Annotated in this window: 11 protein-coding genes; 7 read left to right on the top strand and 4 right to left on the bottom strand. The window is 66.9% G+C overall.

The features are described from left to right. Positions 1 to 9 precede the first annotated feature (9 nt). Complete coding sequence (rmuC, locus tag KXZ72_RS13885; RefSeq protein ID WP_226081525.1) at positions 10 to 1,587, top strand: DNA recombination protein RmuC; 1,578 nt, start codon at positions 10 to 12, stop codon at positions 1,585 to 1,587. Positions 1,588 to 2,799: 1,212 nt separating this feature from the next. Here rmuC and glpX read toward each other — a convergent pair. Next, positions 2,800 to 3,789 carry a class II fructose-bisphosphatase gene (glpX, locus tag KXZ72_RS13880; protein ID WP_226081524.1) on the bottom strand — a complete coding sequence of 330 codons (990 nt, stop codon included), beginning with the start codon at positions 3,787 to 3,789 and terminating at the stop codon, positions 2,800 to 2,802. 226 nt (positions 3,790 to 4,015) lie between these two features. Beyond that, on the bottom strand, positions 4,016 to 4,927 hold the full coding sequence (locus tag KXZ72_RS13875; protein ID WP_226081523.1) for a fructose-bisphosphatase class II: 912 nt from the start codon (positions 4,925 to 4,927) through the stop codon (positions 4,016 to 4,018). A gap of 245 nt (positions 4,928 to 5,172) precedes the next feature. On the opposite strand from KXZ72_RS13875, the gene fbaA reads away from it, so the two are divergent. Beyond that, entirely contained in the window at positions 5,173 to 6,201 is a 1,029-nt protein-coding gene (gene fbaA / locus KXZ72_RS13870; protein WP_226081522.1) for a class II fructose-bisphosphate aldolase, read from the top strand. A 55-nt stretch (positions 6,202 to 6,256) separates the two neighbouring features. Here the strand turns inward: fbaA and KXZ72_RS13865 are convergent, their stop codons facing one another. After that, complete coding sequence (locus KXZ72_RS13865) at positions 6,257 to 7,231, bottom strand: DUF6264 family protein (protein WP_226081521.1); 975 nt, start codon at positions 7,229 to 7,231, stop codon at positions 6,257 to 6,259. Next, positions 7,228 to 8,259 (bottom strand): 4-hydroxy-3-methylbut-2-enyl diphosphate reductase, encoded by a 1,032-nt coding sequence (locus tag KXZ72_RS13860; protein WP_226083536.1) that lies wholly within the window; start codon positions 8,257 to 8,259, stop codon positions 7,228 to 7,230. Before KXZ72_RS13860 ends, KXZ72_RS13865 begins: the two co-directional genes overlap by 4 nt. Before the next feature lie 76 nt (positions 8,260 to 8,335). Here KXZ72_RS13860 and xseA point away from each other — a divergent pair, with 76 nt between their 5' ends. The 5 genes from xseA (at position 8,336) to KXZ72_RS13835 (ending at position 12,587) form a co-directional block, all read left to right on the top strand. Then, complete coding sequence (xseA, locus tag KXZ72_RS13855; RefSeq protein ID WP_226081520.1) at positions 8,336 to 9,547, top strand: exodeoxyribonuclease VII large subunit; 1,212 nt, start codon at positions 8,336 to 8,338, stop codon at positions 9,545 to 9,547. Positions 9,548 to 9,578: 31 nt separating this feature from the next. After that, complete coding sequence (locus KXZ72_RS13850; RefSeq protein WP_226081519.1) at positions 9,579 to 9,833, top strand: exodeoxyribonuclease VII small subunit; 255 nt, start codon at positions 9,579 to 9,581, stop codon at positions 9,831 to 9,833. Positions 9,834 to 9,835: 2 nt separating this feature from the next. Beyond that, positions 9,836 to 10,483 carry a DUF4245 domain-containing protein gene (locus tag KXZ72_RS13845; protein ID WP_226081518.1) on the top strand — a complete coding sequence of 216 codons (648 nt, stop codon included), beginning with the start codon at positions 9,836 to 9,838 and terminating at the stop codon, positions 10,481 to 10,483. Beyond that, complete coding sequence (locus KXZ72_RS13840; protein WP_226081517.1) at positions 10,483 to 11,154, top strand: carbonic anhydrase; 672 nt, start codon at positions 10,483 to 10,485, stop codon at positions 11,152 to 11,154. The genes KXZ72_RS13845 and KXZ72_RS13840 overlap by 1 nt, the downstream gene beginning before the upstream one ends. 74 nt (positions 11,155 to 11,228) lie before the next feature. Continuing rightward, the gene (locus KXZ72_RS13835) at positions 11,229 to 12,587 is read left to right on the top strand and encodes a class II fumarate hydratase (protein WP_264159402.1); all 1,359 of its coding nucleotides are present in this window, start codon (positions 11,229 to 11,231) and stop codon (positions 12,585 to 12,587) included. Positions 12,588 to 14,082 lie beyond the last annotated feature (1,495 nt).

The raw sequence follows: 14,082 nt of genomic DNA, 5'->3' as shown, positions 1-14,082 counted from the left end.
ACTTAGGACATGGACCCCCTACTTCTTCTCCTCCTCGGCCTGTTCCTGGGTCTCGCCCTGGGCGGCACCCTCGGGTGGTTGCTTGCGCGCGGCCGCGGCCCGGCCGCCGCCGCGGGGTTCCCCGATCCCGAGCTGCTGGAGGCCCGGCATCGCGCCGAGCTGGTCTCCCAGCGCGCGCAGGAGGCCGAGCTGCGTTCGGCCATGCGCGTGGAACTCGCCGCGCTTGAGGCTACCGCCGCGGAGCTGCGCGAGCAGGTGGGCGAACAGCACCGCCGCTTTGTGGAGCTCGATCAGCGCCAGCGCGAGGAGCGCGCGGCCCAGCGCGAGCGCGAGGGCTCCGAGAGTAAGGTGCTCGAGGCCCTGGCCCCGGTGCGTGCCACGCTCAACACCATGCAGGCCACGGTCACGGAGCTGGAGGCCCAGCGCTCGCGGCAGCACGGCGAGCTCAGCGAGCAGCTGCGCTCGGCCACCGAATCCGAGGAGCGGCTGCGCTCCACCGCGGAATCACTCGCGGGGGCGCTCCGGTCCAATAATATTCGCGGGGTCTGGGGCGAAACCCAGCTGCGCAACGTGGTGGAGGCCGCGGGGCTGATCGAGCGCGTGGACTTCACCGTACAGTCCAGCATCCTCAGCGATTCCGGCGCTGGCCGCCCCGATATGGTGGTGCACCTGCCCGGGGGCAAAAATATTGCGGTAGACGCCAAGGTGCCCTCTAACGCCTATCTGGAGGCCAGCGGCATCGCCGCCCAGGCCACCGGGGCCGAGGGGGCGCGGCGCGAGGCGCTGCTGCGAGACCACGTAAAGGCCGTGCGCGAGCACGTCACCGCCCTGGGCTCCAAGGCCTATTGGGAGGGGCTGGATGCCTCGCCCGAGCTGGTCATCGCCTTCATCCCCAGCGAGTCCCTGGTGTCCTCGGCGCTTGAGGCCGACCGCGGGCTCCTCGATTTTGCGTTCTCGAAGCGGGTCGCGCTGGCCTCCCCGGTCACGCTCTGGTCGGTCCTTAAAACCGTGGCCTTCAGCTGGCAACAGGACGTCCTCACCACCGAGGCCAAGGAGCTATTTGACCTCAGCCGCGAATTGCACTCGCGCCTGGCCACCACCGCGAGCCACCTGGATAAGCTCGGTCGTTCCATCGAGCGCACCGTAAAAAACTACAACGTTTTTGTGGGGTCCATGGAGCGGCAGGTGCTGCCCAGCGCGCGGCGGCTCGGCCGACTCGACGAATCCAAATTCATCGCCCCGCTCCCCGAGATCGAAGATACCCCGCGCGAGCTCACGGCCCACGAACTCGTGGAGGCCCTCGACGCCGAGCGGGAGGGCCCGGGCCTTAACGTCCCGGATGCCCGCGGGCGCGGCACGGTTCCGGGCGAGGACGAGGCAGAGGCAGAGGCAGAGGCAGAGGCAGAGGCAGAGGCAGAGGCAGAGGCAGAGGAGGCTCCCACACAATCCGGTGCCCCCGCGGATATCGCCCCTCCCCAAAACACCGCCGGGCCCGCGACCGCCCCCACCGAGGGCTCCGATCGCCGGACCGAAAAAACGGCCCCGGGCCTTCCCTCGACGTCCGGCCCGGAAGCGGGCCTGTTCTAGCCGCCACCCCGAGGCCACACCGGGTTCACCCCGGCCTCACCCCGCCCCCAGAAGTCGGCCGCCACCGGCAGCCCCCGGGCAGCGGACCTATTACCGACCGCCAAACGGGAAATCCTGCCCCCTCCCCTCGCGGAGGCCCAGGGCGGGCCTATCCCGGCATCAACCGCCCCGCACGCCCGCCGAGTGTGGCTCGGGAACGGCGGCAACCCCGCCGCGCAACTGCCTCTAAAGGAGCGCGCAGCCGCCAGACTCGCCGCCGCGACGCCATCCACCGGCAGGCCCCGCCACCTCGCCCTCCGAAACCAGGCAGGACGAGGAGCCGCGTAGGCCCGCGGGCCGAAACCACACAGGAACCCGGGCCGGAGCCATGCCGGGCCGCGGGCGGAAGCCACTCAGAGCCACGGGCCGGAGCCGCGCAGAGCCACGGGCCGCGCAGCACCACGGTTCCAAACCACACAGCACCACGGACTGAAGCCACACGGCACCACGCACCCGGACCGCGCAGAAACGCGCAGGGGCCCGGACCGAGGTCATGCAGGACCACGGGCCCGGCCCCGCAGCACCAGGGGCCGGCATCTCGCAGGATCACGAACCGCGCAGGACCACGGGCAGAAGCCACACAGCACCACGCACCCGAACCGCGCAAACGCAGGAGCCCGGACCGAGGTCTTGCAGGACCACGGGCCGAAGTCGCGCAAAACCACGAGCCGGAGTCACACAGAACCGTGGGACGCAGAGCGCCACGGGCCGGAACCGCACAGCACCACGGACCGAAGCCACGCAAAACCACGGGCCGAAGCCACGCAGAACCACGGGACACAGAACGCCACCGGCGGGAACCGCACAGCACCAAGCACCCGAACCACACAGCACCAAGCACCCGAACCACACAGCACCAAGCACCCGAACCACACAGCACCACGGATGGGAACCGCACAGTGCCACGGGCCGAAGCCACACAGAACCACGGGACGCAGAGCGCCACGGGCAGGAACCACGCAGCACCGAGGGCACGAACCGCACAGGACCCGAACCACGCAGCACCACGGGCCGGGCCACCCAGCACCACGGGCCGGGCCACCGAGCACCACGGTCGGGTGCCACCCGGAACCACGAGCCGCGCAGCACCACGCCCCGTGCCGGCAAAAAACCGGACCGGGTTCTGTCAAGAACCCGGTCCGGTTGTCGCCCCGAGGAGCTAAAAATGCGCGCTTAGGAGAGCCACTTCTCGGCCTGGTGATCGGCGATCACGCGGCGAATCGTGCCCGACTTCGAGCGCAGAACCACACTCTCCGTGCGGATGATCGGGCCGAGGCGGCGCACTCCGGCCACCAGACCACCATCGGTCACACCCGTGGCCACAAAGAAGGTGTTATCGCTGTTGACCAGCTCATTGGCCTCATAAACATAGTCCATCTTGAGCCCGGCATCGATGCCTCGCTGACGCTCCTCATCGGTCTGCGGATACAGACGACCCTGGATCAGCCCGCCCAGCGCCTTCACCGCACACGCGGTCACGATGCCCTCGGGGCTGCCCCCCACACCGATACACATATCGATCCGGGTCTCATAGCGGGCCGCGTTGATACCGCCGGCCACATCGCCGTCGAGCATCAGGCGGGTGCCCGCACCGGCCTGGCGAATCTCCTCGATCAGGCCCTCGTGCCGGGGACGATCCAGCACGGCCACCGTAATATCGGCCACGGAAACACCCTTGGCCTTGGCCAGCGCCCGAATATTCTCGGCCACGGGCTGGCGGATATCCACCACACCCACACCCTCGGGACCGGTCACGATTTTATCCATATAAAACACGCTCGAGGCATCCAGCATCGAGCCACGATCGGATACCGCGATCACCGAGAGCGCGTTCTGGCGGCCCGCGGCCGTGAGGCTTGTACCATCGATGGGATCCACCGCGATATCGCAGGCCGGGCCGCGCCCGTTGCCCACCCGCTCGCCGTTAAAGAGCATCGGGGCCTCATCCTTCTCGCCCTCCCCGATCACCACGACGCCGTCGAAGTTCACGGTGCCCAGGAAGGCACGCATGGCGTCCACCGCGGCACCATCGGCCGCGAGCTTATCGCCGCGCCCGATATAGGGAACCGCGCGAATGGCCGCGGCCTCGGTGGCTCGAACCAGCTCCAGCGCCAGGTTTCGTCCGGGCTGCAGATAGAGGGATTCGGTTTCGGGACTGGTCATCGCGAAGGACTCCTAGAAATTTATGGGACAGATGGCCGGCCACACGGGCCGTCCTGATGCCCTCAGCCTACCCGTCGGCGCTCCCCCCGGACCCGGTAAAGGCACGCCACAGAGAATTAAATTTCTGTATTCTTAACGTAATTTTCGAAAATAGGGCGGTGTGTGACCGTCCCGCGCGCCGCGTCGTCGCGGCACACCGCAAATCTTGCGCGCGGGCACAACCGGGCTAGGCGCCCCAGGACCAGATTTTCTCCTCCAGGCCGCTGCCGCTCACGCCGCCCATGGGTGAGCCGGGCACGATATCGCAATCGGTCACGGCGGTGACAAAAATCGCCGCCGGCCCGGCGCACAGCTCGTCGAGACCCAGGACCCGGTCCACGGCGATTCCCTCGCGCCCGAGCCGGGCACGCTCGCCCCGGCTCTGCGGCGCGAGCCGCACCTGCATCTGGCCGCCAAGCGCGCGGGCAGCCCCGGCCACGATCAGTGCCTCGGGCGCCCCACCGATGCCCACCAGGAGGTCCACGGGCGAATCCTCGTGCAGGATATTCAGCCCGCGCTCGACGTCGCCGTGCTCAAAGAGCACACACTCGGCCCCGGCCGCGCGCACCGCGGCAATGGCCTCGGCATTACGCGGGCGGTCCTGAATCGCGACCCGCACCGCCCCGGTGTCCACCCCGCGGGCCCGCGCGATCTTGAGGATCGTCTCGCCCAGCGGATCGGCGAGACTCAGGCCGGGCACCCGCCCCGAAGCGATAAATTTCTCGGCATAAAAGGCCGACCCGATCTCGGCAAAGGCCCCGCGCCCGGCCACCGCCACAACCACCATCGAGCCCGGCAGCCCGGCCGCGGCCAGGCGCGTGCCATCCACGGGATCCACGGCAATATCCACCTCGGGGCCGCCCGTGCCAAAAAGCTCACCCGCGGGCAGCATCGGCGCCTCGTCCTTCTCGCCCTCCCCCGCGATGATCCGGCCCGCCACGGCAATGCCGGCAAACTCGGCGCGCAGCGCGGTGACCGCCGCAAGATCCACGGCATCACCATCGCCGCCGCCCACGCGGGTCGAGGCGGCACGGGCCGCGGCCACGGTGGCGCGGCGGAACTGCTGGCGGAGTTCGGGGGACAAAAGGGATGCGCTCATGCCCCCATTCTGCCCGATCCGGGCGCCGGGTGGCCGCGCACGGAGGGATCGGCACGCGCGCGGCCAGAACCGGGGCCGACCGGGGCGCGGGTCGGGGCCGCACAAACGTGCACACCCTCCGGTCGTGACACCTCCCGGAGGCGTCGCACCGGGTTAAGATCCGCACAATTTACCGAACATGCCGCGGCCTCCCCTGGGTAGACTCGATACGAGTACTCACTAGACATCGCCACGAAGGAGAAGTAATGCCTATCGCAACCCCGGAGCAGTACGCACAGATGCTCGACACCGCCAAGGCGAAGACATTTGCCTTCCCGGCCATCAACGTGTCGTCCTCGCAGACCATCCACGCCGTGCTGCAGGGTCTGACCGAGGCCGGATCCGACGGCATCATCCAGGTCACCACCGGTGGCGCCGATTATTTCGCGGGACATACCGTGAAAAACCGCGCCTCGGGAGCCCTGGCCTTCGCCCGCTTTGTGCACTCGATCGCCGATAACTACCCGATCACCGTGGCCCTGCACACCGATCACTGCCCCAAAAACGCGCTTGACGACTTCGTCTACCCGCTGATCGCCGCCTCCGAGGAGGAGGTAAAGGCAGGCCGCAACCCCATCTTCCAGTCGCATATGTGGGATGGCTCGGCCGTGCCGCTGGGCGAGAACCTGGAGATCGCGCAGAAGATCATCAAGATGACCAAAAACATCAACGCCATTCTTGAGGTCGAGATCGGCGTGGTTGGTGGCGAGGAGGACGGCGTCAGCCACGACATCAACGAGCACCTGTACACCACGCTGGAGGATGCCATCCAGACCGTGGATGCCCTGGGCCTCGGGGAGCAGGGCCGCTATATGGCCGCGCTCACCTTCGGAAACGTGCACGGAATCTATAAGCCCGGCAACGTTAAGCTTCAGCCCTCGCTGCTCAAGGAAATCCAGGACGGCCTGGCCGCCAAATACGGCACCGCCGCCAAGCCCCTGGACCTGGTCTTCCACGGCGGTTCGGGCTCCACCGACGCCGAGATCACCGAGGCCGTGCAGAACGGTGTGATCAAGATGAATATCGACACCGATACCCAGTACGCATTCTCGCGTTCGGTGGCCGATAGCGTGCTGCGCAATTACGACGGCTTCCTCAAGGTTGACGGTGAGGTGGGCAATAAGAAGGTTTATGACCCCCGCGCCTGGGGCAAGACCGCCGAGAACGCGATGGCCGCGCGCGTGGTTGAGGCCACCCGCCAGCTCGGTTCCTACGGGCAGTCGCTCAGCATCTAGGCACAGAAAAACCCTCGCCGCGAATCTCGCGGCGAGGGTTTTTTATGCCCGGATACTACCCAAACGTGGTGAAGACGTCCTCCAGCGAGGGTTTAAAGTCCTGGAAGCTCGGGTCGATCTGCATTGCGGCGGCCATCACGATCAGGATCAGGACAAAACCGATGACCCCGGCGATCAGCGGAATCCACCACGAGAGCTTGCCGCGGTTCACCCGGCGAATGGTGAGGATCGCGGCTCCGGCCCAGGCGGCGATGGTCAGCGCGAGCGCAATCCAGCCAAAGATATTCGCGGTGCCCACCGAGTCATAACCCTCGACGTTAAACGCGCGCAGGGTGCGCTCGATCTCGGTGCCGAGGCTCAGATAGAGCGGCAGCGTATTAAAGATCATGAACAGGCCAAAGCCCAGCAGGATAAAGCTGATGATCCGATCGCGCGGCGGCTGCACGGGGGCATCCGCGGAGGCCGGGCGGTTACCCACCGGGCGATTCGCGAGCGAACCCGCCGGACGAATCGGCACCTCGCCACCCGCCGGGGTTTTCCCCAGCGGCCGGTTTGCGAGCGAACCCGCCGGACGGATCGGTACCTCGCCCGGGGCCGAGGCGGGCCGGGATGTCGTATCGTCCGCGGCGGGGCCGGCACCATAGAGCCCCGCATTGGGGCGCTGCGCCGCGGGGGTCACCGCGGTGGGGGCATGAGCCCCTCCCGCGCCGCCCATCCGGGCGGCCTGCTCCTCGGGGGTGGCATATTCGCCATATTCCGGACGCGCGGGGCGCGCCGCGGGTGTCTTCGCCGGTGCCGGGGCCTCCGCGGATGCGGGGGACCCCTCGGCCGGCGCGGCGGGCCCGGGCTCGGGAGCGCCGGGCGCGGTGCTCTCCGCCGCGGAATCGGTCAGCTCGTTAAATACGTCCAGCCCGCGGGCGGGCTCGGCCGGCTCCGCGGGGGTGGGGGTCTCCGCCTCGGAGGTATCCGGGGTGGGCCGATCCGCCGAGGCCGGGGCGTATTCGCCGAAGCGCGGTTCGGGGCGCGTCATCGGGTGCGCCCGCCGAGCGCACGGGCATCGCGGTTTCCGGCGAGGTCCTTACGCAGTTCCTTGGGGAGCGAGAACATCAGGTCCTCCTCCGCGGTTTTTACTTCCTGCACGTCGAGATAGCCGGCACCGGCCAGATCCCGGAGCACCTCGTCCACCAGAACCTCGGGGACGGACGCGCCGCTGGTCACGCCCACGGTCTCCACGCCGTCGAGCCACTCCTGGCGAATCTCGGTGGAATAGTCCACCCGATAGGCCGCGCGGGCACCGTATTCCAGCGCCACCTCCACGAGGCGCACCGAGTTGGAGGAATTGGCCGAGCCCACCACGATCACCAGATCGGAGTCATTGGCGATCTTCTTAATCGCAACCTGACGGTTCTGGGTGGCATAGCAAATATCATCGGAGGGCGGATCCTGCAGGTTCGGGAAGCGCTCGCGCAGCAGGCGAACGGTCTCCATGGTCTCGTCCACGCTGAGCGTGGTCTGCGAGAGCCACACCACCTTATTGGGGTTTTTGACAACCACGTGGGGAACATCCTCGGGGCCGTTCACGATGGTGGTGGCCTCGAGCGCGTGCCCGGCGGTGCCCTCCACTTCCTCGTGACCGGCGTGGCCGATCAGCAGGATTTCAAAATCATCGCGGTCAAAGCGCACGGCCTCGCGGTGCACCTTGGTGACCAGGGGGCACGTGGCGTCGATGGCCTGGAGTCCGCGGTCGGCCGCGGCGTTCACCACGGCCGGGGACACGCCGTGGGCGCTAAAAACAATATGGGATCCCTCGGGAACCTCGTCTACCTCCTCGACGAAGATGGCTCCCTGCTCCTCCAGTTCGGCCACAACATGCACGTTGTGGACGATCTGTTTACGCACATAAACGGGTGCGCCATAGAGGTTGAGGGCCTTCTCCACGGCAATCACCGCGCGGTCGACTCCGGCGCAATAGCCCCGGGGCGCGGCCAGGAGCACCTTCTTGGACCCGTTGACCGGGGTATTCTGGAGCCGGTTGCGGGCTCCGGGGATCCTCGGCATCGGCAGACTAATAGTTGTGTCACTCACGCCTCAATTGTAGGCCGACACAATGGATAACGGGTGAGAGGAGCAAATCATGGCGATTCAGCCAGCAACCGCGGAGGATCCGTGGCCGGTTTCCGTGCTCGGAACCAAGATTCGCGACTATATCGACCGCCTGGGCACGGTATGGGTCGAGGGTGAGATCACCCAGTGGGGTCAATCCGGCGGCAATGTTTACGGAAAGCTCAAGGATGTGGATCAGGATGCCACCGTGAGCTTCACCATCTGGTCCTCGGTGCGCGCAAAACTTCCCCAAAATCTGAAGCAGGGCGACCGGGTGGTGGCCCTCGTCAAGGCCAATTATTGGGTCAAGGGCGGCAGCCTCACGATGCAGGTCATGCAGATGAAGCATGTTGGGCTCGGCGATCTGCTGGAGCGGCTCGAGCGGCTGCGCCGCGCGCTCGCCGCGGAGGGGCTCTTTGATCCGGCCAGAAAAAAGCGTCTGCCGTTCCTACCCGGCGTGATCGGGCTGATCACGGGTAAGGATTCCGACGCCGAGAAGGACGTGCTGCGCAATGCGCAGCTGCGCTGGCCCGCCGTGGCCTTCCGGGTGCGGCATGCGGCGGTGCAGGGCGAGCGCACCGTGGGCGAGGTGGTTGCGGCCATCGAGGCGCTGGATGCCGATCCCGAGGCGGAGGTGATCATCATCGCGCGCGGCGGCGGTGATTTCCAAAACCTCCTGGGCTTCAGCGATGAACGGGTGGTGCGGGCGGCCGCGGCGGCCCACACACCGATCGTGAGTGCGATTGGGCATGAGGCCGACCGGCCGCTGCTGGATGATGTGGCCGATCTGCGGGCCTCGACCCCCACCGATGCCGCGAAGCGCGTGGTCCCGGATGTGGGCGAGGAACTCGCCGGGGTGGCGCAGGCACGTTCGCGGCTGAGCGGGCGCCTGGCGCAGTTTATTGGCGCGGAGATCAGCCGGATCGAGCAGATTCGAAGCCGCCCCGCGCTCGCCTTCGGGGACCGAATCGTGACCGAACGCTCCGAGGAGATCACCCGGTTTGTGGCGCGCGGGGCCGAGCTGATCGACCGCCGCATCGAACGGGCCGAGTCCTCCCTCGTGGATCTCACGGCGCGGCTGCGCACGCTGTCCCCGCAGCAGACGCTCGCCCGCGGTTATGCGATCGTGCAGGGCGCGGACGGAGCCGTGATTCGGGGGGTTGCGGATGCCCCCGAGGGTGTGACGCTGCGGGTGAGCCTGGCCGATGGCGCCGTGCGGGCCACGTCCACGGGGCCCGAATAATCACGCCGACGAACGCGATAGGATGAACACCATGTCTTCCTTTCCCGAGATCGATTCCCTCAGCTACGAAGAGGCCCGCGACGAACTGATCCGGGTGGTCGGCGAATTGGAGCAGGGCTCCTCCACGCTGGAACATTCTCTGGAGCTGTGGGAGCGCGGCGAGGCCCTCGCCGATCGCTGCCAGCAGTGGCTGATCGGCGCCAAGGCGCGCCTGGATGCCGCGCGTGCCGCGGCCGCCGGTGGCGAGGCCGCTCCCGCGGTCGCCGCCGAGGAGGAAGCGTTTTAATAATGGCCAAAAAGAACTCCGAACCGCGCGTTGTTGCCGAGCTGGGACGCCCCGAGACCGCGGCCGAGACCGCGGATCGGAAGGCCACCCAGTCGCGCAATTATCGGATGCGTAAGACCGTAAATAACCTGGTCTTTTCGCTGCTGGTCACGGTGGGCCTGGTCGCGGTGATTGTTCTTGCCGTGCCGCGCAGCACCGAATCACTCCTGAAGACCGTGGACTATGCGGAGGTTGCGTCTCACGCGCAGGACTCGGTGTCTCAGGTTTTAGTGACCCCAGAACTTCCCACGGGCTGGAGCTCCAATTACGCCGAGATGCGTAAAAAGAGCTCCGTGACGTCGTGGGAGATCGGCTTCCTCACCCCCAAGGAAGAGTTCATCGCGCTCGCGCAGGGCCTGGATGCCAATGACACCTGGACCGCCCAGCTGATGAAAAACACCCCGGCGAGTTCCGTCCGCACCATCGATGGGATCGAGTGGACCATCTACGATAACCGCAGCTCTCGTGCCGAGGTGGGCAATGCCCGCTATGGCATGACCACCGCGGCCGGTGCGTCCACCTACGTCCTGTGGGGCACCGCCCCCACCGAGGAGTTTGACGTTCTCGCCACTGCACTCACCCCCCAAATCAAGAACGAGGCAACCCGATAATGTCCGAAATGACCCCCGCCGAGGCCTGGCAGCAGATGAAGGCCGGCAACGAAAGATTTGTTGCTGGTAAGCCCAATCACCCGCGTCAGGATGTGGAGCGCCGGCATCAGCTGGCCACCATCCAGGTCCCGGATGCCGCGCTATTTGGCTGCTCCGATTCGCGTCTCTCGGCCGAGATCATTTTTGATAAGGGCCTCGGAGACCTGTTTGTGGTGCGTAATGCCGGACAGGTGATTTCCGATTCGGTGCTGGGTTCGCTGGAGTATGCGGTGGCGGTGCTGAAGGTTCCGCTGATCGTGGTGCTGGGTCACGATGCCTGTGGTGCCGTGCATGAGGCCATCGTGTCCTGCGGCCCCGAGGCCAAGCCCCTGCCTCCCCATATCGCCAATATCATTCGTCAGATTGTGCCCTCCGTGGTGAAGGTGGCCGGTCAGTCCGGCTCCGCGATCGTGGATGCCGACCCGATGGAGGTCGGAAAGCTCCATTTGCGCGGCACCGTCGCCGAAATGTTGGGCCGGTCTGAGATGATTAGTGCAGCGGTCGCCGAGGGAACTCTGGCGATCGTGGGTGCCAACTATCGTTTGATGGAGGGCACCGCTGTTGCCGATGTGATCATCGGCAACGTAGATCCCATCGACGCCGCTGGCGTCACAACCCCGAACGCGATGTAGCGTTCACACATCGAGGAGAGCAGCACACCGTGTCTGAGACCGCATCCGCCGAGTACCGTATTGAACATGACACCATGGGCGAAGTCCGTGTTCCGATCAATGCCCTCTATAGCGCGCAGACCCAGCGCGCGGTAGAGAACTTCCCGATCTCCGGATCGCGGCTTGAGCCGGCCCAGATTGTGGCCCTCGCCCGGGTGAAGAAGGCCGCCGCCGCGGCCAATGCCAAGCTGGGTGTGCTGGATGCCGGCATCGCCGAGGCCATTCAGGGTGCCGCCGATCAGATCATCGCGGGTGAGTACGCCGATCAGTTCCCGATCGATGTTTATCAGACCGGTTCGGGCACCAGCTCGAATATGAACATGAACGAGGTTCTGTCGAACCTGGCCACCACCCGCCTGGGTGCGCCGGTTCACCCGAACGACCACGTGAACTGCTCGCAGTCCTCCAATGATGTATTCCCCACCTCGGTGCATATTGCCGTGACCGGCGCCCTGATCGAGACCCTCATCCCGGCCCTGGAGCACCTGGCGGTGGCCCTGGAGAAGAAGGCCGTGCTGTGGAAGGACGCCGTGAAGCCGGGTCGCACCCACCTCATGGACGCCACCCCGGTGACCCTCGGCCAGGAGTTTGGTGGATATGCCCGCCAGGTGCGCCTGGGTATCGAGCGGATTAACTCGGCGCTGCCGCGCGTGGCCGAGGTGCCCCTCGGTGGAACCGCCGTGGGTACCGGCATTAACACGCCGATCGGTTTCCCGCAGGAGGTTATCCGCCTGCTCGCCGCCGATACCAAGCTCCCGATCACGGAGGCCCTGGACCACTTCGAGGCCCAGGCAAACCGCGATGGCCTCGTGGATGCCTCGGGTGCGCTGCGGACCATCGCCGTGAGCTTCACCAAGATTTGCAACGACCTGCGCTGGATGGGTTCCGGCCCGAATACCGGCCTGGGCGAGCTGCACATCCCCGACCTGCAGCCGGGCTCCTCGATCATGCCCGGCAAGGTAAACCCGGTGATTCCGGAGGCCGTGCTGATGGTGGCCTCGCGCGTGATTGGCAACGACGCCGCGATTGCCATCGGTGGCGCCTCGGGTGCGTTTGAGCTGAACGTGCAGATTCCGATCATGGGTACCGCCCTTCTGGAGTCGATTCGTCTGCTGGCCAATGCCGCGATCGTGCTGGCCGATAAGACCGTGGATGGCCTGGAGGCCAACGTGGAGCGCGCCGCCGCACTCGCCGGTATGTCGCCCTCGATCGTGACGCCGCTGAATAAGATCATCGGCTATGAGGCCGCCGCCAAGATTGCCAAGTATTCCGTGGCCGAGGGCATCACGGTGCGCGAGGCAGTGGTGGCGCTGGGCTTTGTGGAGCGCGGTGACATCACCGAGGAGCAGCTGGATAAGGCCCTCGACCTGCTGTCGATGACCCACGCCGGCTAGTTTTAGGCATTTTCTGCGGCCGTCCACCCCTCGGGGTGGGCGGCCGCTGTGCTGTCCGCCCCTTGACGCGGTCCGCCCGTCAATACTGTCGCGCTTCTAAGCTGACCTCCCTTCGAAGCTGACCTCCTTTCGAAGCTGACCTGCCTTCGAAGCTGATCTGCCTCCAAGACTTGTTGGCCTTCGAAACTCACGGGTCTCCATGCGGACCAATCGTCGCCCGGGCACGGCACTCACGGAGAACAACACCGGCCGGGAACCGTGCTGGGCGGCTACCGCGCCCGGGTCAGGGTGGCAGGAGAAAGACCAGCCAGAAGGCGGCGAGGAGCACGGGGCCAAGGGCGATCGTAGCGCGGGCGCGCGCGCCGTTCCCGGAGGTTTTGTGGAGGGCGGCCCGGGGCGGTCCGGGCCACCTTCGCCGCGGAGGGCGAGGGGCCGCTCTGGGGCGCGGGTCGGCGCGCGCCGTTCCGGGCCGTCTGCCGAGATATCGAGCGGCCCCGAGGCAGGTTGCGCCCACGGAGAGTACCAGGAGCCACAGTGCGATTCGGGGTGTCTCCGCGGGTGCGCGGCAGGCGAGAAGGGGAAGTAGGAGCGCCAGGAGCTTGGCGTCCCCCATGCCCCAGGCTCCGCGGAGCGCCGCCAGGACCGCCGCGGCAATGATTAGCGCGCAGATCAGGATGTTCGTGAGCGGCTCGGCCCGGGCAGGCAGGAGTCCGGGCGGCGGCTCCCCCGGGGAGGCGGGTCCCCCACCCACCAGATACTCACCTGCTGGGCACGCTCCCGGCGGAACCGCACCCGCCACACCTATATTCGCCACACCTGTATTCGCCGTACCTGAACGCGGAATTCCCGGAATCGGGAAACCCCGACCCCGTGCGCCCAGACCGTGCGGGTCGGTGCGTGAGTTGGAGAGTCCTGCGCCGCCCATCGCGGTTGAGAATAGGCCGGGCGGGGCCGAGTCCTGCGCCGCGTGCGGTGGCACAGCCGGGTGTAATGGCACAGCCGGGTGTAGTGCCGCGAATTCTGGCACCGACGGTTGGAGCGCCGCGAGTTGGGGCACCACCGGTTTTGGTGCCACGGGTGGTGGCTCCGCCAAGTGGGGAGCCACTTGTTGAGGGACCCCTTGTTGGGGAGCCACTTGTTGAGGGACCCCTTGTTGGGGAGCCCGTTGTTGGGGAGCCGCTAGGTGAAACAGAGCCGCATCCGCGGGGCACGCACCGGTCGGGCCGGAACCCAAGGCCCCGGACCTCGGGGCCACCCCTAAGCCGTGGAGCAGGAGGCCCATAAGCATTAGAGCCAGGCCGGGGAGTAACAGGAGATTGGGGAGGCGGCGCTGGCGCAGGTCACAGGCTATGAGCGGGCCCGTGACGACGGCAACCCAGGCCAGCGCGGGCCACAGGCCCGGCGGAAGCATCGGCCATGCCCCCGAGAACACTGACCCCGAAAGCGCAGGCCCAGAGAACACTGACCCAGAGAACACTTCCCCGGAGAGCGCTGG

The organism is Mycetocola spongiae (assembly GCF_020424085.1).
GTDB classification, from domain to species: domain Bacteria; phylum Actinomycetota; class Actinomycetes; order Actinomycetales; family Microbacteriaceae; genus Mycetocola; species Mycetocola spongiae.
Note: the sequence above shows the minus strand (reverse complement) of the source record. Positions and strands in the feature narration are given on the sequence as shown.